This is a genomic window from Paucidesulfovibrio longus DSM 6739 (genome assembly GCF_000420485.1).
GTDB lineage: Bacteria > Desulfobacterota > Desulfovibrionia > Desulfovibrionales > Desulfovibrionaceae > Paucidesulfovibrio > Paucidesulfovibrio longus.
Genome location: NZ_ATVA01000011.1, coordinates 548337 through 570410, shown reverse-complemented (window position 1 = coordinate 570410; position 22074 = coordinate 548337). Strand labels below are relative to the sequence as shown.

General features: G+C 64.2%; 17 protein-coding genes and 1 tRNA gene. 5 read left to right on the top strand and 13 right to left on the bottom strand.

Translation table 11 applies throughout. The annotated features are described in order from the left end of the window. Positions 1-49 precede the first annotated feature (49 nt). Positions 50-1279 (bottom strand): DNA-processing protein DprA, encoded by a 1230-nt coding sequence (gene dprA / locus G452_RS0104445; RefSeq protein WP_022661057.1) that lies wholly within the window; start codon positions 1277-1279, stop codon positions 50-52. Between the two features lie 84 nt (positions 1280-1363). Continuing rightward, a complete protein-coding gene (gene ybgF / locus G452_RS21640) occupies positions 1364-2335 on the bottom strand; it encodes a tol-pal system protein YbgF (protein WP_022661056.1) in 972 nt (323 codons plus the stop codon). A 231-nt stretch (positions 2336-2566) separates the two neighbouring features. On the opposite strand from ybgF, the gene G452_RS21635 reads away from it, so the two are divergent. Continuing rightward, positions 2567-3508: a hypothetical protein gene (locus G452_RS21635; protein ID WP_022661055.1), complete on the top strand. Its 942-nt coding sequence runs from the start codon at positions 2567-2569 to the stop codon at positions 3506-3508. 79 nt (positions 3509-3587) lie between these two features. Here the strand turns inward: G452_RS21635 and G452_RS0104430 are convergent, their stop codons facing one another. From G452_RS0104430 to G452_RS0104405, 6 genes are all read right to left on the bottom strand, one after another. Continuing rightward, positions 3588-6530: a chemotaxis protein CheA gene (locus tag G452_RS0104430; RefSeq protein ID WP_022661054.1), complete on the bottom strand. Its 2943-nt coding sequence runs from the start codon at positions 6528-6530 to the stop codon at positions 3588-3590. 87 nt (positions 6531-6617) lie between these two features. Further along, entirely contained in the window at positions 6618-6986 is a 369-nt protein-coding gene (locus G452_RS0104425) for a response regulator (protein ID WP_022661053.1), read from the bottom strand. Next, positions 6979-7581: a chemotaxis protein CheW gene (locus G452_RS18010; RefSeq protein WP_022661052.1), complete on the bottom strand. Its 603-nt coding sequence runs from the start codon at positions 7579-7581 to the stop codon at positions 6979-6981. The genes G452_RS0104425 and G452_RS18010 overlap by 8 nt, the downstream gene beginning before the upstream one ends. Positions 7582-7595: 14 nt before the next feature. After that, complete coding sequence (locus G452_RS0104415) at positions 7596-8474, bottom strand: CheR family methyltransferase (RefSeq protein ID WP_022661051.1); 879 nt, start codon at positions 8472-8474, stop codon at positions 7596-7598. After that, on the bottom strand, positions 8475-10400 hold the full coding sequence (locus G452_RS0104410; RefSeq protein WP_022661050.1) for a HEAT repeat domain-containing protein: 1926 nt from the start codon (positions 10398-10400) through the stop codon (positions 8475-8477). It abuts the gene before it with no gap. Positions 10401-10437: 37 nt separating this feature from the next. Then, positions 10438-11493, bottom strand: coding sequence for a protein-glutamate methylesterase/protein-glutamine glutaminase (locus G452_RS0104405; protein WP_022661049.1), 1056 nt, complete (start codon positions 11491-11493; stop codon positions 10438-10440). A 264-nt stretch (positions 11494-11757) separates the two neighbouring features. Here G452_RS0104405 and G452_RS0104400 point away from each other — a divergent pair. Continuing rightward, a tRNA-Pro gene (locus G452_RS0104400) sits at positions 11758-11834 on the top strand. Positions 11835-11954: 120 nt separating this feature from the next. Here the strand turns inward: G452_RS0104400 and G452_RS18005 are convergent. The 3 genes from G452_RS18005 to G452_RS0104385 form a co-directional block, all read right to left on the bottom strand. Further along, entirely contained in the window at positions 11955-12821 is an 867-nt protein-coding gene (locus tag G452_RS18005) for an alpha/beta fold hydrolase (RefSeq protein WP_022661048.1), read from the bottom strand. A gap of 94 nt (positions 12822-12915) precedes the next feature. After that, positions 12916-13062, bottom strand: coding sequence for a hypothetical protein (locus tag G452_RS21370; RefSeq protein WP_022661047.1), 147 nt, complete (start codon positions 13060-13062; stop codon positions 12916-12918). A 53-nt stretch (positions 13063-13115) separates the two neighbouring features. Then, entirely contained in the window at positions 13116-13298 is a 183-nt protein-coding gene (locus G452_RS0104385; protein WP_022661046.1) for a ferredoxin, read from the bottom strand. A 159-nt stretch (positions 13299-13457) separates the two neighbouring features. Between G452_RS0104385 and G452_RS0104380 the strand changes: the two genes are divergently transcribed. Both G452_RS0104380 and G452_RS18000 read left to right on the top strand, forming a co-directional pair. Next, positions 13458-13817, top strand: a complete 360-nt coding sequence (locus G452_RS0104380; protein WP_022661045.1) for a hypothetical protein — start codon at positions 13458-13460, stop codon at positions 13815-13817. Next, complete coding sequence (locus G452_RS18000; protein ID WP_155887532.1) at positions 13814-14611, top strand: hypothetical protein; 798 nt, start codon at positions 13814-13816, stop codon at positions 14609-14611. The genes G452_RS0104380 and G452_RS18000 overlap by 4 nt, the downstream gene beginning before the upstream one ends. A 123-nt stretch (positions 14612-14734) precedes the next feature. Here the strand turns inward: G452_RS18000 and G452_RS0104370 are convergent, their stop codons facing one another. After that, positions 14735-16900, bottom strand: a complete 2166-nt coding sequence (locus tag G452_RS0104370) for a RelA/SpoT family protein (protein WP_022661043.1) — start codon at positions 16898-16900, stop codon at positions 14735-14737. A gap of 13 nt (positions 16901-16913) precedes the next feature. Further along, complete coding sequence (locus G452_RS17995; RefSeq protein WP_040368237.1) at positions 16914-18593, bottom strand: peptide-binding protein; 1680 nt, start codon at positions 18591-18593, stop codon at positions 16914-16916. A 229-nt stretch (positions 18594-18822) separates the two neighbouring features. Between G452_RS17995 and G452_RS0104360 the strand changes: the two genes are divergently transcribed. After that, entirely contained in the window at positions 18823-22029 is a 3207-nt protein-coding gene (locus G452_RS0104360; protein ID WP_022661041.1) for a DEAD/DEAH box helicase, read from the top strand. Positions 22030-22074 lie beyond the last annotated feature (45 nt).

Genomic DNA, 22074 nt, shown 5'->3' with positions numbered 1-22074 from the left:
GCTCCGAAACCGAATTCGGAGCCCTTTTTCCCGCCCTAGGCCGCCATCTTCAGGACCGCGAATAACGCATCCCAGGCCATTGGCGCACGGCGCCGGACATTTCCAGCAAAAGCAGGGTCTGACTGACGCGGGCGCTTTCCCATCCGAGTCCGCGAGTCAATTCGTCGATGTGCACGCGGTCCCTGCCGAGCCGATCCCAGACCGCCCTTCCGTCGGGATCGGAGTCAGGGTCGGGAGCAGGCGCGGATAAACGCTCGGAAGGCAGGGGAGCCGGCCCCTGCGGCCGTTCGTCGCCGAACGCGGCGGCGCGCTCCGGGGGCAGCGACGCCGCCTGGATCCGCTCGATCCGCCTCTCCCCGCCTTTCGGTTCCGAACGCGGCAATCCGTTCAACTCCGGGCCGAACTGATAGCGAAGCTCACGCAATACGTCCTCGCCGGAATCGGCCAGGACAGCTCCCTCGCGAATCAGGCTGTGGCATCCCGTAAACGCCGCCTGTCCGGCAGGTCCGGGCAACGCGAAAACATCCCGCCCCTGCTCGCCCGCCAGCCGGGCCGTGATCAGGCTGCCGCTGCGCTTGGCCGCCTCGGCCACGACCACCCCCATGGAAAGGCCGCTGATGATCCGGTTGCGATGGGGAAAGTTATTGCCGTCCGGCGGCGTGCCCGGCGCGAACTCCGAGACCACGCAGCCCCGCTCTTCCAGGGCCGCGCGCAGGTCGCCGTTGCCTTTGGGGTAGCGCACGTCCAGCCCGCAGCCGAGCACGGCCACGGAAGACCCCACCCCGGAGAGGCCGCCCAGGTGCGCTTCGCGGTCCACGCCCAGGGCCAGTCCGGAAACGACCGTCAAACCCATGCGCGACAGCTCCGTGCTGATGCGGGCCGCCGCGTCCAGGCCGTGCCGCGTGCACTTGCGCGCCCCGACCACGGCCACGCAGGGTCCGGCAAGCAGGCCCGCGTCGCCTGCGGCGTAAAGCAGGAGAGGGGGGTCGGCGATTTCCCGCAGGCGCTGCGGAAAACGGGGATCGTTCCAGGTGACCGGGTCCATGCCGCGCGAGCGGGCAGCGCGGTACTCGGCCTCGGCATCGGCACGCCAAACCTCGCGCTCGGCAGCCTCGATCTGGTCGCGGCGGGCAAGGCGCAGAGCAGCCCAGCCGCGCACGTCGCGCACGGCTTCATAGGCGCTGTCGTAGGCGGACAGGATTTTTTTCCAGGTGCGGGGGCCCAGGCCGGGAGTATGGCGCAGGGCGAGGCAGGCGAAAAATTCCTTGTTCAAGTCCACAGGCCCGCCCCTGCTCGGTCACGCGCGCGGCGCAAATCCGCGCGCTCCGCTGTCCATGCGCAGTCGTACACGCGGAGCAGCCTTCTAGTTGGGAATTTCGCGCAGCAGCTGTTCCGCCATCTTCGCGGGCTCGGAACCGGGATGGTCGTCCACGAGCGTGCGCAGATAGAAGACCGCGTTGTCCTTGTCGCCGACGTTCCGGTAGGACATGCCGATCTTGAGCAAAGCGGCCTGCGACTTGGGATGCTTGGGATACTTGGTGACCACGTCCTTGAAGGAGAGAATCGCCTGGGGGTAATTCTTCTGGCCGTACCAGCTCTCCCCGATCCAGTAGATGGCGTTGGGCGCGAGCTTGTTGGCGGGATAATCCTTGAGGAAGCGTTCCAGGGTCGCTCGTCCCTGCTCGGCGCGGCCGGAGCGGACGAGGTTGAGCCCCTGCTCGTAGAGCGTCTGGGCGGAAGTCCCGGAAGCGGCGGAGGAGCTCTGCCTGGAGGCGAGAGCCGCAGGAGGGGACATGGAAGAGGCGGGCTGACGCGTCTTGGCCTCCAGGGCCGGGCCGGGCACGTCGTCCCAGGGCTTTTCCTCGTTGCTCTCCGGACCGGCCTTGATCGGTGCGGGCAAGGCCCCTGTCATGCCCGTATCGCCTCCGGGAGCAGGCTCCCTCATGGACTCGGAAAGTACCGCGGGCGTCCTGGGTTCGGCAGGCTGCATGCCGTCCGCACCCGGCTCCGCCATGGTTGCGCCGCCCGGCCGCATGTCGTCGCCGTCCATGCGCATGCCGCCGGGGTCGCCCTGCTCGGGAGGCAGATCTGCTCCGGTGCCGAGAATGGCCGTGACGCGCTCTTCCAACCGGGCGAGACGCTTGGCGAGTTCCGCGTCGGCCGCGCGCGAGCGCTCCGCTTCCTGGCGCTGGGCCTCCTGGAAGTCGAGAAAGCTTTCTTCGAGGCTCTGCAGCCGCCATTCCTGGCTGGCTGCCTGCGTGGTTCCACTGGTGGCGGCGCACCCTGAGGCCAGCATCAACACTCCGAGCAGCAGCGGAAGGGAAATCCATTTCATGCGCATCTCCGGCGACTCTTTGTATTCACTTCGAATTTCATTAGGCCAAAGCATCGCTTTTGGCAAGGAAGCATCGGTGCGGACTTGCTTTTCCACGGGTGAAATGACATTCTCCCTCGGCGTCGCCCCGGCCCGGGCCGACGCAATCACAAAACCGATAGTAAAGCAACGATGCGGTCTCCCGCCCTGCCGCGCGCCGGGAAATGCCGCAGAACATTCGGAGAACCGCCCATGATTTCCGCCGAAATGATCAACCTTCTTTCCCAACTCGCCGCGCCCGCGTTCTTCGACATGCTGGCCGTGGCGGGGCTCGGCGCGCTTCTGCCCGCGCTGCTGTCCGAAGCCGCTGGAATGGCTTCCGGAAAAGCATTCGCCGACAAGTTCGCCCAACAGATGGCCGCCATGTTCACCACTTTCATGTCCCTTGCCGCCGTCGCCTTCCTGGGCGGCGCGGTCATCCTGGCGCGTTCGCTTCCCTGGCTCCAGGAATGGCTGACCTCGCCGCAATCCCCGGCCATGCCCGCCCTGGCCGCCTGGGGATCCGCCCTCTTTTTCGGCGGCGTGTACCGCTTCACCTTCAGGCACCTGCGCTCCAGCAAGGTCGCGCACCTGCTGCTCGGCCTGCTCGGCGCACTGGCCTCCCTGGCCACCATTCCCCTCACGCTGATGGCGGCACCGGCCCTGCTCGACGCTTTCGCCGTGGGGCAGACTCCGGCCATGCAGCCCCTGACCTTGCCCGGTTCGGACTCCCTGCTCTGGCCCTTTGCCCTTCAGTTCACGCTGCTGGCCCTGGCCCTGGCGGGCGGCCTGGGCATGGCCTACCTCGTCTACCGCCGCAACCGGGACGACTTCGGCCGCGACTACTACAATTACGCGCTGCCCGCGGCCGCCCGCTGGGGAGCGCCCTTCATGTTCCTTCAACTGGGAGGCATGGCCTGGCTGCTGCTGATGCTCAGCCCGGACGATCGGGCGCTGCTGCTCCAGTCCTCGCTGGCTCCCGTGCTCTTTGCGGGCGCGGGCCTGGCCCTGGCCTGCTGCGTCCTCTGGAGCCTCGTCCTGCGCAGCCGCACTCCCATGCGCCTCAAGGGCCTGATCCTCATCGGTGCGGTCCTGGCCTGGGGGGCGCACCTGAGCGCCGCGACCTTCGCCTTCGTGCTCCTGCCCGCAGCCTAGACGCGAACGGACCCGACCAAAAAACGCCGGGGGACTTGTCGTCCCCCGGCGTTTTTTTTTCATTGCGAGCCGAGCGGGATCAGCGTCCGGCCTCCAGGGCCTGGGCCGCGGCGCCCCTGGCCGCGCCCAGGGCGGGAGCCTTGGGCCTGTCCAGTCCGCGCGCCTGGGGCCGGCCAAGAGAGGTCGCCAGGGCGTATATCTCGTGCGGATCCAGAATCAGGACGACGGAGCCGTCCCCCATGATCGTGGCCCCGGAGATGCCGTCCAGGTCGAAATCGCTGAGATACTGGCCGAGCGGCTTGATGACGATTTCCTGCCGCTCCAGGAGACGATCGACCACAAGCCCCACCCGGCGGTCGTTGTCGTGCACGATGACGATGGGCAGGATCGTACGGGACTCGGTGTTCGTGGGCAGGTCGAGGAGTTCGGAAAGCTCCACGATGCCGAGGACTTCGCCGCGCAGCGTCACGGCCTTGCGGCTGTTCACGTCGGACAGCTTCTCCGCCTTGATCTTCGTCGTCTCGGACACCGCGTCCAGCGGAATGGCGAAGATGTCTCCGGCCACCTCGACCATGAGCGCGTCGATGATCGCCAGGGTCAGCGGCAGGGTCAGGGTCAGCTTGGTGCCCTTGCCAACCTCGGACTGCGTGTGCACGCTGCCCTTGAGATTCTTGATGTTGGTCTTGACCACGTCCATGCCCACGCCGCGCCCGGAAATGTCCGTGACCTTCTCGGCGGAGGAAAATCCGGGGTGGAAGATCAGGTCAATGGCCTCGCGGTCGTCGAGATTGGCGGCCTCCTCCACGGTAAGCACGCCCTTTTTCACGGCCACGTTGCGCATCTTCTCGGGATCGATTCCGCGCCCGTCGTCCTCGACCTCGATGGCCACGGAATTGCCCTTGTGGTAGGCCCGCAGCCAGACGTGGCCCGTGGGACTTTTCCCTGCGGCCACCCGGTCCTCTTCGCTTTCCAGGCCGTGGTCCACGGCGTTGCGCACGAGGTGGACCAGGGGATCGCCGATCTCCTCGACCACGCTCTTGTCCAGCTCCGTCTCCTCGCCTTCGGTAATCAGCTCGATCTGCTTTCCGCTCTTGCGGGAGAGGTCGCGCACAAGGCGCGGGAAGCGCGAAAACACGGTCTGCACGGGCACCATGCGCACGTTCATGATCGTGTCCTGAAGATCGTCGGAAATGCGCGCCATGGCATAGGTGGTCTCGGTGAGCTGCTGCGCCACCACATGCACTTCCTCCTGCCCCTCCTCCAGGGCGCGTGCAAGCAGCGCGTAGCGGTTGCGGTTGATGATCAGCTCGCCGATGAGGTTCATCAGATGGTCCAGCTTCTGGTGGTCCACACGAATGGTGCTGGCGGTCTTCTGCTTTGCCGAAGCGTTCGCGGACTTCGCGCTCATGGCCGGAACCGGAGCCGCCGGAGCGGGGGAAGCCGGGGGAGCCGGCGCAGGGGCCGAGGGGCGGGAAACCGGAGAGGCAGCCGCCGGGGGAGCCGCCTTGGCAGCCGGAGCGGCCGGAGCCGGGGCAGGCTTGGCAGGCCGGGACGCGGGCGTCTCGACCGGAAGAATCTCCTCGGGAGCGTCCATGCCGCTCTTGAGCTTGTCCACCGCGCCCAGCAGACGGTCGCTGATGATGCCGACCTCCTGGCCGAGGATGTCGAGCAGGACGCCGAAATCGCCGCTCTTGCGGCCCTGGTCCACCAGGCCCGCGGTCTGGGCGGCGTAGTCGCGGATCTCGTCCAGGCCCATGTAACCGCAGGAATTCTGGATGGTCAGCAAGGCCCGGTAGATGCCGTCGACGTATTTTTCCTGGCTTGCGTCGCGCGCCAGCTCGCCGAGGGCGAGATTGAGATTGTCGATCTGCTGCCCCACGGCGTTCTCGAAAATGGCCACGTCCTCAGGATCGAACCCGCCCGCCTCCAGCACCTCGTCGTCCGCGCCCGTAGTCATTTCCTGCGGCGCGGGAGCCATGGGAGGCTGCGGCGGTTCCGGTTCGGCAGCCTGCGGCGCGGGCTGCTCTTCCTGGACGTCGCCGTGCATGGCGATTTCCGGGATCACCCCTTCTTCATAGGAGCGCTGGAGCAGCTCGACCATGCCGGAGCTGTCCATGGGCGTGACCTCGCCGGTGGAAGGCTCCACATGGGCGATCATGGCTTCGATGAGGTCGACGACCGCGAGCAGCAGGTCGAAAAGCGGCTGCGAGGGCTGCATTTCCCCCTTGCGCACGCGATTGAGCAAGGTTTCGGCCTCGTGCGTCAGGGCGTTGAGCTCCTTGAACCCGATAATGCCGCTGTTGCCCTTGAGATTGTGGAAATAGCGGAAAATGTCGTTGATGAGCCCGCCGGAATCATCCGCGCCGCCCTCCAGCGTCACCAGAGAGCGATTGAGGTCTTCGATGATGTCCTGGGCTTCCTCAAGGAAGTCGGTGAGGTGTCCCTCGCCCACCGTGGTCAGGGCATAGGGGGTGTCGTCGAAGTCGGGGTCCGTTGCGATCTGGATACGCACGCCGTTAGCCTTGGGGGCAGGCGCGGGCTGGGCGGGTGCGGGCTGGGCAGGCGCGGGCTCTTTCGCCGGATTCCCCTGCGGGGCCGGAGCGGCGGCAGCGGTGTCCGCTTCGGGCTTGCTGTGCTGCAACACTTCGATGCGACTGATGATCTCCTGCACTTCGACATCGCCCTCCGCGCCCGAGGCTTCGAGATTATCCACCATGGTCCGCAGGGCGTCCGTGGCGGAGAGAATGACATCCATGACTGCGGAGGTGACCGGTCGCAGTCCCTGGCGCAGGTCGTCGAGAATGTTCTCCGCCTTGTGCGCCAGCCGGTTGATCTTGTTCAGCCCCAGAAAGCCGGAAGCGCCCTTGAGCGAATGCATGGGCCGAAAGATGTCGTTGAGCAGCCCGAGATCCTCGGGATTGGCCTCAAGCTGCAAGAGGTTGGGCTCGATGGTTTCGAGATGCTCCTTGGCCTCATTGAAGAAATCGGAAAGAAGTTCCGGATCCATGTATTCCTGGCTCATGAACCGCTCCCTGTGGCGTGGCGTTGAACGTTCATGTTTCCGGGCTTTTCAGTGCAAGTCAAGACATTCTCTCCATACGCCGAGGGGCTATCCCAAAAGCATTTTGACGTTTCGCATCAGCTTTTCCGGCTGGGCAGGCTTGACCATGTAGATGTTCGCCCCGATGGTGATGGCCGAATCGATGTCGTGCTCCTCGCCCTCGGTGGAAAGCACGACGATGGGCAGATCGCGGTAGGCGTCCTGCTCCCGGAGCGCCTTGATGAACGTGAGTCCGTCCATGCGCGGCATGTTGATGTCCGACACGACGAGATCCACCTGGCCCGCGCCGTAGAGCTTTTCCAGCCCGTCCAGCCCGTCCTCGGCCGTGGTCACCCGGAAGCCCTCCTTCTTCATGATGAAGGCGACCAGATTGCGCACGGTCTTTGAATCGTCCACGATCAGAATATGTTTAGACATCCGCCTCTCCTTCCTTCTTCAGCACGCCCCTTGTCAACCTGTCGATGGACAGCAGGCTGACCAGCCCGCCTTCCGCCCGAACCAGGGCCAAGAGATATTTCGCATTGTCCCCGAGCTGGGCCGTCACGTTGAGATCGAAATCTTTGCCGGGCACGCGGCGCATGGCCGCGACAGCGTTGATCAACAGGCCGACCTGAAGCCCCTGGTGACGGCAGACCACGATGAAGCGGTCCGGTTCCTGGGGCGTCGCGGTCAGCCCCAGCAGCGAACGCAACCGGATCACGGGCGTCACCCGCCCGCGCAGGTTGAGCACGCCGGGCACGTAGAACGGCGCGGAGGGCAGCCGAGTCAGTTCCTCGCTGCGCACGACCTCCTGCACGACCACGATGGGCAGGGCGAACATTTTGCCGCCCAGGCGGAAGGTGATCAGTTCCACGTCGTTTTCCGCAATCAGCCGATCCAGCAGCGCCCGGTCGTCCGCCGCGTCCAGCCCGCCTGCGGCCGGAGCGCCGGGGTCGAGCCCGTAGCAGGCGGCAAAAGCCCGCGCCGCGCCGCCCTCCGCTGTCCTTCGTTCGCCGTCCTTGCAATGCGCCATGTCCTTTTCCCTGTTCAACCGAGCTTTTTATAGATGATCGCGCCGGGATGGTGCTCGGGCTTGAAGGCGCGGGTGATGTTATGCAGGGATTCGGAGTGGCCGATGAAAAGATAGCCGTCCGGCACGAGGTTGTCGTAGAAGGCGTTGATCACCCGCCGCTTCATGTCCTCGTCGAAGTAGATGATCACATTTCGGCAGAAGACGACCTCGGAACGTTCCACGAGCTTGAGCTGGGCCCGTTCGTTGAGATTGATCTGCCCGAAGGAGACGAGGCGCTGAACGTCCGGCCGGATGCGGAACAGCCGTTCCTCCTGGATGAAATACTGGTCGATGACGTCCTTGGGCGTGGTGCGCAGGGCGTAGCTCGAATAGACGCCGTTCTTCGCCGCGTCCACGACGCGCGCGGAAAGGTCGTTGGCCGTGATGCGCACGTCCCAAAGCGGCAGCTCGTTGCCGAGCGCCCGATGGATGCAGATGGCCAGGGTGTAGGGTTCCTCCCCGGTGGAACAGCCCGCCGACCAGATGCGCAGCCGCCTGCGGCCCTTCTTGCGCAGCTCCGCGAGCAATCCCGGCAAAATCGTGTCCTGGAAAACCTGGATTTGCGGAGGATTGCGGAAAAAGCTGGTCTCGTTGGTGGTGATGACCTCAAAGAGCTTGCCCATTTCCTGACGCCGGTCGGAGTCGTACTGCAAAAAATAGAAATACTCGCCGAAACTCTTCAGGTTCAGCGCCTTGATCCGGTTGGAAAGCCTGTTTTCCATTAAATACTGACGATTATCAGGAATAAAGATGCCGCATTGCCCGTAGACGAAATCCCTGAGTTGCCGAAATTCCTGCTCCGTGATCTTGAGATCCTTGTCCCCGGAAATGGTCTTGGAAAAAATCGAGGACATCTATGCCCCTCCGTCGGCGTTCTGCATGGCCTCGATCACGTCCTGGGCCGCGTCGGCCAGTTCGGGGTCGTCTCCGCCCGCAATGACCAGCAGAGCCTGGAACGCCGCTCCGTCGCCCACAGCGCCCATGGCTTCGACAGCCTTGATGCCCAGCAGGCGGTTGGGGGAGGTCACAAGTTCCTGAAGCGCAGGAACCGCCTCGGCCACGCGCATGGAACCAAGCGACTCCATGGCCCGGATGCAGACCCAGTCGTCCGGGTCGTGCAGCGCGTCGAGCAAATGGGGCACCACTTCGGGATGGCCGCACAGCCCCATGAGCTTGACCGCGGTCAGCCGAACCTCGGCGTTTTCGTCCCTGAGACGCTCCGCCACCAGGGGCAGCGCGTGGTTCACGTCGTCGCATTGTTCGGCCACCGCTTCCAAGGCGACCTTGCGCACGTCGGGCGAAGGGTCGGAAAGCGCTCTTTCGAGCACGTCGATATGGCCGCCGCCATCCATCCGTCCCAGGGCGTAGACGCCCATGAGCCGGTGCAGGTCGTCCGGGCTTTCCACAAGCTCCAGAAAACGCCGGGTCATGCGCTCGCCGCCCACGGCGATGCAGGCGTCCAGCGCCGCTTCCTTCACGTCGTTGTATTTGTGTTCCAGGAAGGAGAAGAGCACATCGCCCGCGTCGCGGTCATGCAGCTTCTCGCCCAGAAAGCGCAGCGCGCCGCGAAAAACCTTGCCGTCGTAATGCCGGGAGAGGATATCCAGACAAAACTGACGGGCCTCCGGCCCTCCCACTTCGAGCAGGGCGGCGATCATTGTCCGCTGAAGATTCAGGGGCTTGTCCCAGAACTGCTCCATGAGCGGCGTGGAAACGCCCTCGCCCCGGCACTTGGCCAGGGCGGCGACGGCGGTGGTGGCCACGTTCAGGTCGTTGCTTTCCAGCCCCTTGCGGAGCGCCTCCGTGAGGCCGATCCCGGCCAGGGCGCGAATGGCCGTGGCCAGTCGTTCGGAGTGCACGTCCGGGTCGAGCCCCGCGGCGATGTTCAGAACGGCCCAGGAGGCCTCCTCGCCGCCCAGCGAGGTCAGTCCGAGCATGGCCGCGTCCTGCACGTCCGGGTCTTCGTCGTCCAAGGCGCCGAGCAGGCTGCTTCGGAGCGTTTCGCGCTCCTGGGCGGAAAGCAGGCTCAAGGATCGCGCGCCGAGAATGCCGACGATGGCTTTGGCCGCCTTATGCGCCAGCACGGCCGGAAATACGGGCAGGCGCTTCAGGAGCAGCGAGGCCGCCTTGGGGGTGCCGATGCTGCCGAGGGCGTCCACGACCATGGAAAGCACCAGATCCGAACAATCATTCATGGCCGCCAGCAACGCGTCCACCGCCGGGCTGTGCCCGATCTTGGCCAGGGCCTCCACCGCGGCGTACTGCACCCACTCCTCGTCCTTCATGGCCCGGCCAAGGGCCGCGGCCGCGTCCACGCTGCCGAGCTCGCCGAGACTGACCGCAGCCTGGTAGCGGACATTCACTTCGGGATCGTGGAGCAGAGCCCGCACCAGCGGCTCCACCGCCCGGACGCTTCCCGTGGCGCCGAGAATGTCCGCCGCGAAGATGCGCACATCGGCATCCGCGTCGGGCACGAGCTCCACGAGCACGCCGAGATGCTGGACCCCGATCTGACGGAGGATGTCCATGGCCAGGTTGCGCACGGGGGCCCGCTCCGAGCGCAGCAGGGGCACGAGGGCCTCCACCGTGGCCGGACCGCCGATCTTGCGCAGGGCCACGTCCGCGGCCTCCTGCACGCCTATGTTCTCGTCCTCGAGCAGCGCGGCCAGAGCCGCCACGGCTTCGACGCAGCGCCCCTCTCCGGCGAGAAAGGCCGCCTCGCGCACGTCCACCGTGTCCGAGCTTTTCAATTGTTCAAGAAGACTGCCGCATTCGCTCATCAATCGTCGCCCCCCTCGTCGAGCGCCGCCTCCGCGCCTATCTGTAAATATTCTCCATGATTGCCCGCGGCATGTCGTCGAGGTCGATGATCTCGTCCGATAGCCCCGCGTCCACGATGGCCTTGGGCATTCCGTAGACCACGCAGGTCTCGTCGCTCTGGGCCAGAGCCCGGCCCCCCTTGGTCTTGAGCTCGGCAATTCCCTCCTTGCCGTCGTTGCCCATGCCCGTGAGGATGATGCCCAGTCCGCGACGTCCGACCGCCTTGGCAACGGAGTTCATGAGCACGTTGGCCGACGGCTTGTAGAGCGCGTCGGCTGGCTCGTCCACGATGCGCACGTCGATGCGCGAGATGCGCTGCTCCAGGATCATGTGTCTGCCGCCGGGCGCCACGTAGGCGGTTCCGGGGCTGAACACTTCTCCGTCCTCGGCTTCCTTCACGCGGATCTTGCAAACGCCGTCCAGACGCTGGGCAAAGGGGCCCGTAAACGCCTTGGGCATGTGCTGCGCGATGAGAATCCCCGCAGGAAAGTCCGCTGGAAGCGCGGTGAGGATGGATTGAACGGCCGGAGGTCCGCCCGTGGAGACCCCGATGGCGACCACGTCGCGCCGGACCGCAAGACGCGAGCCCGCAGCCAGGGGCGCGGCCGCCGGGCGCGGGGCCGGAGCGGTCCTGGGCCTCGCCGCGGGCCGGAAGACCTTGCGCCGCGCCACGCTCTTGACCTTGGCGATCAGATCGTCCTCGATCTTGATGATGTCCAGGGAGACCTTGGAAAGCTGCTTCGGAATATAGTCCACCGCACCGAGTTCCATGGCCTTGAGGGTGTCCTGCGCCCCCTCGGTGGTCAGCGAGCTGACCATCAGCACCGGACGCGGCATCTCCATCATGATGTGCCGCAGGGCGGTGAGCCCGTCCATGCGCGGCATCTCAATGTCCATGGTAATCACGTCGGGTTCGAGCCTGCGAACCTGCTCAAGCCCCTCCTCGCCATCGCGCGCTGTGCCAACAACCCGGATTTCCGAGTCTTTTTCCAGCATGGTGCTGATGGCCTTGCGCATAAAGGCGGAGTCGTCAACCACGAGAACCTTGATCAACTCTCGCTCCTCAGTTCGTAATCATTGCGTTGCGTTCATGCGGCCAAAATGCCGAATCCCCTGCATGGTCGCATGATACCCCACCTTATTTGATTTCGGCAAGAAATCAAAATGCTTCCTCGTCATCTTTTCCGACCGCTCCGGCGAAATGTTTTTTTCCTGCTTATTTCGGGACAATAGCGAATCCGTCCCGGACAATTCCATATTTTCCGCGATTCGCGCTTGCCTTTTCCCCACGGTTTGGCTAGAAGGCTGTTCTTCACACGGGATGTGGCTCAGCCTGGTAGAGCGCTGCGTTCGGGACGCAGAGATCGCGCGTTCAAATCGCGCCATCCCGACCAGAATGTCAAAGGGCTTGCGAAGCGATTCGCAAGCCCTTTTTCATTGCCCCGGCGAAGGAAGAAGAAAGCTTCCTTGCAAGGCATGGCAAGGGTATCGTTCCCAAGCCTCCGCAAGGAGGCTCACTCCACCCTTTGCCGCAGGTCGAGAAAATCCAGCACCAGCCGGGCGAAATCTTCCGGGGCCTGAAACATCAGGCCATGCCCCGCGTTTTCGAACACCGCCAGCCACGCGGGGCCGCCCATGCGCGATACAGCCATGCGGCTGCGGTCCGCAGGCGTCACTTCATCCTCTTCCCCCACCACGAAAAGCACGGGCGAGCGAATCTCCCCAAGCCGCGCCAGGGTTCCCGGCCATCGGACCAGGGCCTGCTTCTGGCGGGCCACCGCCGCCGGATCCGGGGGGACGGTCACGGCGGGGAAAACCGAAAGATAGTCCGGATGGGCGTCCATCCAGGCCGCAGGGAAAAGATGGTCGGCGGGCCGGGCTCCCGGAGCCTTTCTCCGGGCCTCGATGCGCGCCAGAGCGGCCAGGACGCCGGCATTCTCGAAATCCGTGGCATAGAGCACCAGTTTTTCGACCATCTGCGGATGGGCCAGGGCCAGTTCCTGGGCGATGCTGCCGCCCATGGACCAGCCCAGGACTTCGGCGGACTCCACGTCCAGAGCGCGCAGCAGGCTGGCGGCGTCCTCGGCCATAAGCGCGATGCTGAGGGGCGAATCGTCCGCCGTGGAACGGGCGATGCCCCGATTGTCGAAGAGAACGACCCGCCGCTCCCTGGCCAGCGCCTTCAGCAAGAGTTCCGGCCAGGTTTCCATGCTCGCCCCGTAGCCGGTGATCAACAGCAGGGGCTTGCCCTGGCCGTAAATCCGGTAGGCCAGCCGAGTCCCCTCCAGGTCCGCGACGCCGTCGCTGCGAGGGGAGAGAGCCCACCCCGCAGCGGGAAGCAGCAAAAGAAGAATCAGAAGGGCCGCGACGTTACGAATCATGAACGGTCTCCTTGCGTCTTGGGCTCAGCTTGGCGGCAGCAAGAAAAAAGGCGCACTTGCGTACGCCTCGATTGTGTTCGCGCTTTTGTCGCCGTCAATAGGTCATGCGGCGATCCTCGCCGGCCCGGCGGTCTTCCCGCTCCCGGCGGTCCGGATTGGTCCTCATGCAGGTGCGGCGATCCTTTCCGGACCGTCTCCCGCTGCGGGAACGCCTCTCCAGTCCCGATCGTCTTTCTCTCATGATTCCTCCTTTCCGGCGGCACCAGCCGAACGTCGCTCCGGGCTTCCGCCGGTCTACTCTCTAGAGATAGCCTCGCTGGGGCAGCTGTCAATGGCCTCGTCCACGCAGTCCAGGTCGGAGTTGGGAACCTTGACGACTGCTTTTTCTGTTTCTTCATTCATTTCAAAAACATCCGGGCACAATTCAACGCAAGTTTCGCAACCGATGCATTCGTTCTCATCAATGATGATGGCCATTCATTCCTCCTTGCTTGCGATACGCCTTGGCGCGTTGCTTTCAGGGATCATCGTTTTCAATATACCCCACTGCCGCAAAAATTCAAACTCAAATTACGCCCCCCTCGGGATGGCGGCCCGCCTGGGTTCGTGGTAGCATCAAGACCCAGGAGACAATGCATGCTGCGAAGCTACCGCCCCTTCCTCGGCGCGATCGCCCTGTTTCTGGCAACCTTCGCCGGATCCTGCGACCATACGGTCCTGCGCGGCGAGATCGTCCCCGCCCACGGCCCTTTCCTGGCTGCGGGGCAGACCGTGCGGCTTTCCCTGAAGGTTCCGGAGGAGCTGGACGGCATCCACGACGAATATTGGCTGGTGACGCCGAGGGACGCCGGACGTTTCGAGCCGGAGGACGCAAGGGGACGGACCGCCGTGTTCCGGGCGCTGCGGCCCGGTCCCTGCACCGTCGAGGTCTGGGGCTTTTACCGCCAGACCAATCCGCAACCCATCACCACCATCAAGCTGAACATCCACCCATGAGACATGCGCCCCCCAGCCTTTTGCTGTGCGCGGTCTGCATCTGCGCTGCGGCTCTTTCCGTTCTGCCCGCGTCCCCGGTTCAGGCCCAGGCGCAAGCCGCCCGGAATGGCACCGCGGACGAAGTCTCCCCCGCGGATGCGGCCGCCGCGTTTCTCGGCCTGCCCTACCGAACCGACGGCGCGCTGGACGAACAGGGGCGCTGGACGTATTTCGCCCGGCCAAAAATCGTCCTGGACTCGCCGGGCCTGAATTGCAGCGGACTCGTTGTCGCGGCGGCGCGCAAGGCGCTGCAACGGCCTCTGCCTCTGGCCGCCATGCTGCGCGACCGCAACCACGACAGCGGCCCGGGGGCGCCCGGAGGCGAGGACTGGGATTTCGGGTTCGATCTCGTGCTCAACGTCAGCGAAGGGCTTGAACGGAAGGTGCTTCTGCCCGAAGGGCGCATGGACCTGCCGGAAGACGCCAACGGCAGGAATCTGCGCGGGTTCCCCCTGGACGACGCGGCCGCCTGGGTAAAAATCCTGGCCCAGCTGCGGCCGGACCGCCCCTGCCTGCTCAGCTTCAGCCGCCTGCGCAAGGGCAGGCTCCTGCACCACCACGTCGGCCTGCTGCTGGCGGACGCCGAAGGCCGCGCCTGGTTCGAACAGGCGCTCCGCAAGGGCGGCGTGCAGCGCATGGACCTTGCCGCGCCCGGAGGCATAGCGCGCTTCCTCGCCCAGCAGGCCAAGTGGCCGGGCACGGACGGACACGTGCTGCTCATCGAGGTCGCGCCCGAAGCTCCCGACGCCCGCTGACCCTGCCCGCGCCACCCACGAAAACAGGCCGGAAAGCCGCCCAGCTGCGACCTCCGGCCTGCTCTTCCGCCTGACCATGAATTTGGGGGCTTCGCCCCTCATGCCCTTTCGGCGCGGCGCGCATCAGGAAATGCGCAGCGCCTCCTTGACCGATCCTGCCGACTTGACCTTGGACAGCGCTCCGTAGAGCTGGTCCAGGCTGCGGACCTCCACGGTCATCTCCAGTACGGAGTTGCCGTCCACGTTGGACTCGAACGTTCCGGAATCGATATTGATGTCCTCGTCGAAGAAGATCTTGGTGATCCGCGCGAGCATGCCCTTCTGGTTGGTGCAGCGGATGCGGATGCGCGCGGGATAGGGATGATCCTCCTGGCCCTCCCAGGTCACCGTGAGCAGGCGTTCCGGCTCGAAGTTCTTCAGATGCGGACAGTCGTTGCGATGCACGGTGACGCCGCGGCCGCGCGTGATGTAGCCGATGATGGGCTCGCCGGGCAGCGGGTTGCAGCAGGAGGCGAAGCGCACCAGCACGTTGTCCACGCCGCTGATCTTGATGCCCTCGCTCTTGGACTTGGGCTTGCGGCCGCCCGCCTCTTCCGGGGCTTCCGGCAGCTCCTTGGCCTCCGGCTTGCCTTCCATGAGCGCGTAGAGCCGCTTGAGCGCCTTGTTCGGCGTGATGTGCGCGTAGCCGATCTGGGAAAGCAGTTCGTCCGTGGACGGCACGGACATGGCGTCGGCCAGCTTGGCGAACCAGCCGTCCTTCATGGCCTTGACCACGTTGATGCCGTGCTTGCGGCCTTCCTTTTCCAGCAGTTCCTTGGCCAGGGCAATGCTCCGGGCGCGCTCCTCCGTACGGATGTAGTGCTTGATGCGCGTGCGGGCCTTGGCGGTCTTGACGAACTTGAGCCAGTCCCGGCTGGGCATGCGCTTCTTGTCCGTGAGCACCTCGACCTGGTCGCCGTTCTTCAGGGGGGTGGAGAGCGGCACGATTCTGCCGTTGACCTTGCCGCCGGTGCAATGGTCGCCGACCTCGGTATGGATGGCGTAGGCGAAGTCCACGGGAGTGGCCCCTTCGGGAAGCTCCTTGATGTCGCCCGCCGGAGTGAACACGTAGACCTCGTCCTGAAAGAGGTCGAAACGCAGCGAGGCCATGAACTCGCGCGGGTCGGACAGCTCGCGCTGCCAGTCCATGATCTGCCGCAGCCAGGTGAAGCGCTCGGCGTCGCGCTCGGACGGGCCGCGCTTGCGCTGCCCCTTGACGCCTTCCTTGTATTGCCAGTGCGCGGCCACGCCGTATTCGGCCACGCGGTGCATCTCTTCCGTACGGATCTGGATCTCGATGCGCTCGCCGTCCGGCCCCACCACGGTGGTGTGCAGGGACTGGTACATGTTCGCCTTGGGCGTGGAGATATAGTCCTTGAAGCGCCCCGGCACGGGTTTCCAGATGGAGTGGACCAGGCCGAGCACGGCGTAGCAGTCCTTGATGGAATCCACGACCACGCGAAAGGCGATGAGGTCGTAGACTTCGTCCAGGGTCAGCTTCTGCTGGAGCATCTTGTTGTAGGTCGAGTTGAGATGCTTGGTCCTGCCGAAGACCCGGCCCCGGATCTTGTTCTTGCGGAGCATCTCGCTGACCAGGTCGATGACCTTCTCGATGTACTCCTGGCCGGAGGTGTGGTGCTGGCGCACCCCTTCGCTGAGCTGCTCGAAGATGTCGGGGTGCAGATACTGGAGGCAGAGATCCTCCAGCTCGATCTTGAGCCGGTGCAGGCCGAGCCTGTTGGCCAGGGGAGCGTAGATTTCCTTGGTTTCCTGGGCGATGAGCCGCTGCTTCATGGACTTCATGTATTGCAGCGTGCGCATGTTGTGCAGCCGGTCCGCCAGCTTGACCATGAGCACGCGGATGTCCTCGGCCATGGCCAGGATCATCTTGCGGATGTTCTCGCCCTGGGCCATGGCCTTGGACTCGAATTCCATCTTTGAAATTTTGGTCACGCCGTTGACGATGTCGGCCACTTCCTCGCCGAAAAGCTCGTCGATCTCGTCCAGCGAAGTCTCGGTGTCCTCCACGGTGTCGTGAAGCAGTCCGGCCGCCACGGTAGGCTCGTCCATCTGCATTTCGGCCAGGATGTAGGCGACGGACAGGGGGTGGGAAATGTAGGGTTCGCCCGAACGGCGCACCACGCCCTCGTGGGCCTGGGCGGAAAAGACGTACGCCTTCTGGATCAAGGCCAGATCGGGCTTGTCGATGTAGGAAGCGACCTTGTCGGTAATCTCGTTGATGCGGATCATGCGGGCTCGTCTTCTATTGGATCAAGCGGGGCTGCGAGCCCTGCAGGGGTTCGGGTATCCACCAGCGGTCGGAATTGTAGCCGATGCCCGCCGGCGCGGGGGCGATGCCCTGCACGCGCGCGGCCACGATGGGCAGGGACATGGGCACGTACAGGAAACAGTAGGGCTGGTCCTCATGCAGGATTTCCTGCACGCGCCAGTACATCTTACGACGGGCCTCCCGGTCAAGGGTTCTCCGGGCCGCGTCCACGAGCCGGTCCAGCTCGGGATTGCGGTAGCGGACGAAATTCAGCCCTCCGTCCTTGGCGTTGTCCGAATGCCAGACGGAGTAGGGATCGGGCTCGGCAGGAGTGGTCCAGGCCAGAATGAGCGCGTCGAAACGGCCCTTGTCCACGAATTCATGCAGAAAGGTGGCCCACTCCACCGCGCGGATGTCCACCTTGATGCCGATCTGCGCCAGCCGGTACTGGATGATGGTGGCGGCGCGCTGGCGCTGCGCGTTGCCCTGGTTGGTCAGCAGGGTGAAGGAAAAGGCGCGGCCGTCCTTGTCCAGAACGCCGTCCCCGTCGTGGTCCTCCCAGCCCGCCTCGGCCAGCATCCTGCGCGCCAGTTCCGGATCGTAGCGGAACGGCTCGATGTCGTCGCGGTAGGCCCAGGTTCCGGGCTGAAACGGTCCCACGGCGGGCTGCCCAAGCCCCAGGAGCACGCCCTTGACGATTTCCCGCTTGTCGATGGCATGGGCCAGGGCGCGCCGCACGCGGCGGTCCGAAAAGATCGGATGTTCCAGGTTGTAGGCCATGTAGGTGTACCCGGCGCTCAGGTATCGATATTTGTTGAAGCGCTCGGTCCAGTCCGGCCCGCTGGTCTGATAGACGTAGTCCATGGGCGAAAGCCCCATGAAGTCCAGATTGCCCGCCTTGAGTTCCAGAAACTGGGTGGCCTGGTCCGGGATGATGCGGTAGACGATCTCGTCGATGTAGGGCCTGCCGAGAAAGTAGTCCTCGTTGGCCGTGAGCACGATGCGGCGGCCGGGAATCCACTCCTTGAGCCTGTACGGCCCGGCACCGAGAGGTTCGCGGCTGTACCTGGTGTTCAGCAGGTCTTCGCCCTTGAGCGCGTGCTTCGGGAGAATGTCGTGGGCCCAGGTGACCAGGGCGCGGGCAAAGGGCTCGTCGTAGCGGACCTCGAAGCTGTACGGCCCCGTGACCTTGAATTCCTTGACCCGGTCGTAGTCGCCGGAATACGGCGTGGGCGTCTTGGGATCGATCATCAGCTTGTAGGTGAACTCGACGTCCTCGGCGGTCAGCGGCACGCCGTCGGTCCAGCGGATGTCCTCGCGCAGCTTGAAGCGCAGGAGCCGGCCCCCGTCGAGAATCTCATAGGACTCGGCGGCCCAGGGCACCAGCTCCAGATTTTTATTGTAGCGCAGGGGAGCCACGAAAATCTGGCCCGTGATCTCGCTGGAAGCCGTGTCCGATGCGAGCATCGGAATCAGGTTGCTGGCGTCGCCGAGCAGGGCCTGAACGATGCGGCCACCGGGCACGGGCTTGCCGGGATCGGGGCGGACCACCACGGGCGGTTCTCCGTCGTTCCGGGGCTGTTCGCCTCCCTGACCCGAACAGGCGGCCAGCAAAAACGCCAGCAGGAGGACGAGCGGAGTCGCCCGGCGGGTAAGCCTTGACAGAGTGCGCATCTTTTCCTTGCAAAGCCCTGGGTAATACATCATATAATTCTGGATGCGGCCGGAACCGGCCCTCCATTATGGACCAAATGGTTTGAAAAAGCCACAGCCGAGCTTGCCCGGCCTGGAAGAATCAGCTATTGGTGACGACTGCCTTTTCCCCTTCGGGAAAAGAGCCGAGGCGACAAATGAAACCAATCCGAATGGAACAGGCAATGCAGCCAGGGAGTATGCGCTTCTCATGTCCGGTGACGAAGCAGTAGTCAAGGAAATCCTTCAGAGTTTCGTTCGCAACACCATCCCCGAATACATCCTGGAAGGTTCCCAGGAAATCGTGGATACGGGTGGGGTGAACAAACTCGACCTGCATCGTCGCGACCAATACTGGGAGTGCGAGGGACAGGTCCAGGGCGAGGACTTGCAGAACTACGGCCCGCAGCTCGGAATCAATCTGCACGACCGTACGGCCAACGCCTTCTGCAACTGCCCGGACTCCTTCGCGGGCTATTGCCGCCACATCGGCGCCGTGGCCCTCAAGCTGATCCGCTCCTTCGATTCCGAAGCCGAGGAGGACATTCCCCGGCCCAAGGCGGACTGGCATCAGAGCTTCCGCTCCTTCTTCGCCACGGAGCTGGAACCCGAAGCGGGCAAGCATTACCTCATTTTTCGGCTCTATCCGGAGCCGGGCCGCCTCCAGGTGGCCTTTTTCCGCGCCCGCCAGAACAAGTCCGGCATCTCCCAGGTCCAGAATCCCATCGACCTCCAGCAGATCGTGGACAATCCGGACTGGAGCGAAATGTCGCCCTCCCTGCCCGTGGTGGCGGAGCTGATCGGCCATTACCTCGACTACATGGGCCACCGGGTCGAACTGCCCGCCGGACTGCATTCCTGGTTCTTCAGGGCCATCAAGAACGAATACTATCTCTATCTGCGCGAGACGGACCAGCCCGTGCGCATCGAGAACAAGACCATGCAGCTGAAGCTCTCGCCGCAGCTGTCGGAATCGGGGCTCTCCTTCGACATCCTCCTGGCCCGCGAAGGCAAGGTTCCCTTCTCGATCATGGACGAGGAAGAGGTCTTCTTCTACGGACGCATGCCGCTCTGGCTCTTCCGCAAGAATGCCTTCTATCCCGTGCAGACCGGACTGGACCCGGAACTCGTCCAGGAGATGGTCGAGCAGGATCCGGTCATTCCCCACGCGGACATTTCCGAATTCCTGGACAGAGTCTGGACGCGCATCCCCGTTTCCGACCTCTACGGGCACGAAGACTTCCTGGAACGCATGGGGCCGATCTTCGCCGATGCCGAATACAACCCCAAGCTCTTCCTCGACGAGGAAGGCAGCCTGCTGACCCTCAAGGTCACGAACATCTACGACACCAACGACGGCGAGGTGGCCCTGCCCGGTCCGAACCCGGACCTGCAAACCGGCTCCTACCACATGGACGGCAAGTCCTACCTCATCCGCCGCGCACAGAACGAAGAGGCCCAGCTCATCGCCGAGCTTACGGACATGGGCTTCCAGGCGCGCAACAACCACACCTGGTTCATGGAGCAGGAAGAGGCCATCAAGTTCCTGCTCGACCACTACCCCGTGCTCGTCCAGGCCTATCGCGTCTTCGGCGAGAAGAACCTGACACGCTACAAGGTCCGGCTCTCCAAGCCCGAAATCACCGCCGAAATCGAGACGGACGAAGAGAACAAGTGGTTCAACCTGGACCTGACCGTGGAATACGGCGACCAGAAGGTACCCATCGACGTGATCTGGAAGGCCTGGACCGAGGGCAAGCGCTACGTGCAGCTCAAGGACGGTTCCTACACCAGTCTGCCCGAATCCTGGCTCAAGAAGCTGGGCCACCGCCTCAAGGTGCTCGGCTTCGACCCGGACAAGCCCATCCAGACGACCTTTCAGCAGTTCGAAGCCCCGGTGCTCGAAAAGCTGCTGGAAGACCTGCCACGCGTGCAGACCGACGAGCACTTCGTCAAGCTGCGTGAAAAGATCAACAACTTTCAAGAAATCCGCGCCATCGACCAGCCGCGCGGCCTGACGGCCACCCTGCGCCCGTATCAGGTGCAGGGCCTTTCCTACCTGAACTTCCTGCGCGAATACGGCTTCGGCGGCATCCTCGCGGACGAGATGGGCCTCGGAAAAACCATCCAGACCCTTTCGTTCATCCAGCATCTGGTCAACACGGGCGCCAACGGCCCGAACCTGATCATCGTGCCCACGTCCGTGCTGCCCAACTGGGAACGCGAAGCGCAGAAATTCGTGCCGGAACTGACGCGGCTGACCATCTACGGCGCCAAGCGCGACGACCTCTTCGGCCAGATCAAGGACGCGCACCTGATCATCACGACCTACGCGCTGCTCCGGCGCGACCTGGACGAGCTGCTCAAGTACCGCTATTCCTGCGTGATTCTCGACGAGGCCCAGAACATCAAGAACCCGAACACCATCACCGCGCGCAGCGTGCGCAAGCTGGATTCGGACATGAAGCTTTGCCTTTCGGGAACGCCCATCGAAAACAACCTCTTCGAGCTCTGGAGCCTGTTCGAATTCCTCATGCCCGGCTTCCTCGGCTCGCAGCATTCCTTCCAGCGCGGCATCGTCAAGCCCATCAAGGACGGCGACGAGGAGACGCTCGACTACCTGCGCACGCGGGTCAAGCCCTTCATCCTGCGCCGGACCAAGAGCGAGGTGGCCAAGGATCTGCCGCCCAAGATCGAGACCACGCATTACTGCGAACTCGTGGACGAGCAGCGCGAACTCTACAACGCCCTGGCGCGCAAGCTCAAGGACCAGGTGCTGCGCGACGTGGACGAGAAGGGCATGGCCAAAAGCCAGATGTCCATCCTGGACGCCCTGCTCAAGCTGCGCCAGATCTGCTGCCACCCGCGCCTGCTCCGGCTGGACATGCCCGGCGTCTCCACGAACCTGCCTTCCGGCAAGTTCGACGCCTTCAAGGATCTCGTCACGGACATCATCGCCGGCGGACACAAGGTGCTCGTCTTCTCCCAGTTCGTGAAGATGCTCCACGTGATCCGCTCCTGGCTCCAAATCCAGGAGATTCCGTTCACCTACCTCGACGGCGCGAGCAAAGACCGCTTCGAGCAGGTGGACCGCTTCAACGACGATCCGAACATCCCGATCTTCCTGATCTCGCTCAAGGCGGGCGGCACGGGTCTGAACCTGACCTCCGCGGACTACGTGATCCATTACGACCCGTGGTGGAACCCCGCCGTGGAAAACCAGGCCACGGACCGCACGCACCGCATCGGACAGAAGCGGCAGGTCTTCGCCTACAAGATGATCTGCCAGAACACCGTGGAAGAAAAGATCCTCAAGCTCCAGGAGCAGAAGAAGGATGTGGCCGAGGCCATCATTCCCGGCCAGTCCGCGCTCAAGTCCCTGACACGGGACGACTTGGAAATGCTCTTCGAAATCTGACGCCCGCCTCCGGCCCTGCGCGGCAAAGAACGACGAACCGGGCAC

Coding starts and splice junctions, on each gene's coding strand:
- ybgF (WP_022661056.1), bottom strand. CDS start 2,335: ATGAAATGGATTTCCCTTCCGCTGCTGCTCGGAGTGTTGATGCTGGCC.
- G452_RS21635 (WP_022661055.1), top strand. CDS start 2,567: ATGATTTCCGCCGAAATGATCAACCTTCTTTCCCAACTCGCCGCGCCC.
- G452_RS0104430 (WP_022661054.1), bottom strand. CDS start 6,530: ATGAGCCAGGAATACATGGATCCGGAACTTCTTTCCGATTTCTTCAAT.
- G452_RS0104425 (WP_022661053.1), bottom strand. CDS start 6,986: ATGTCTAAACATATTCTGATCGTGGACGATTCAAAGACCGTGCGCAAT.
- G452_RS18010 (WP_022661052.1), bottom strand. CDS start 7,581: ATGGCGCATTGCAAGGACGGCGAACGAAGGACAGCGGAGGGCGGCGCG.
- G452_RS0104415 (WP_022661051.1), bottom strand. CDS start 8,474: ATGTCCTCGATTTTTTCCAAGACCATTTCCGGGGACAAGGATCTCAAG.
- G452_RS0104410 (WP_022661050.1), bottom strand. CDS start 10,400: ATGAGCGAATGCGGCAGTCTTCTTGAACAATTGAAAAGCTCGGACACG.
- G452_RS18005 (WP_022661048.1), bottom strand. CDS start 12,821: ATGATTCGTAACGTCGCGGCCCTTCTGATTCTTCTTTTGCTGCTTCCC.
- G452_RS21370 (WP_022661047.1), bottom strand. CDS start 13,062: ATGAGAGAAAGACGATCGGGACTGGAGAGGCGTTCCCGCAGCGGGAGA.
- G452_RS0104385 (WP_022661046.1), bottom strand. CDS start 13,298: ATGGCCATCATCATTGATGAGAACGAATGCATCGGTTGCGAAACTTGC.
- G452_RS0104380 (WP_022661045.1), top strand. CDS start 13,458: ATGCTGCGAAGCTACCGCCCCTTCCTCGGCGCGATCGCCCTGTTTCTG.
- G452_RS18000 (WP_155887532.1), top strand. CDS start 13,814: ATGAGACATGCGCCCCCCAGCCTTTTGCTGTGCGCGGTCTGCATCTGC.
- G452_RS0104370 (WP_022661043.1), bottom strand. CDS start 16,900: ATGATCCGCATCAACGAGATTACCGACAAGGTCGCTTCCTACATCGAC.
- G452_RS17995 (WP_040368237.1), bottom strand. CDS start 18,593: ATGCGCACTCTGTCAAGGCTTACCCGCCGGGCGACTCCGCTCGTCCTC.
- G452_RS0104360 (WP_022661041.1), top strand. CDS start 18,823: ATGTCCGGTGACGAAGCAGTAGTCAAGGAAATCCTTCAGAGTTTCGTT.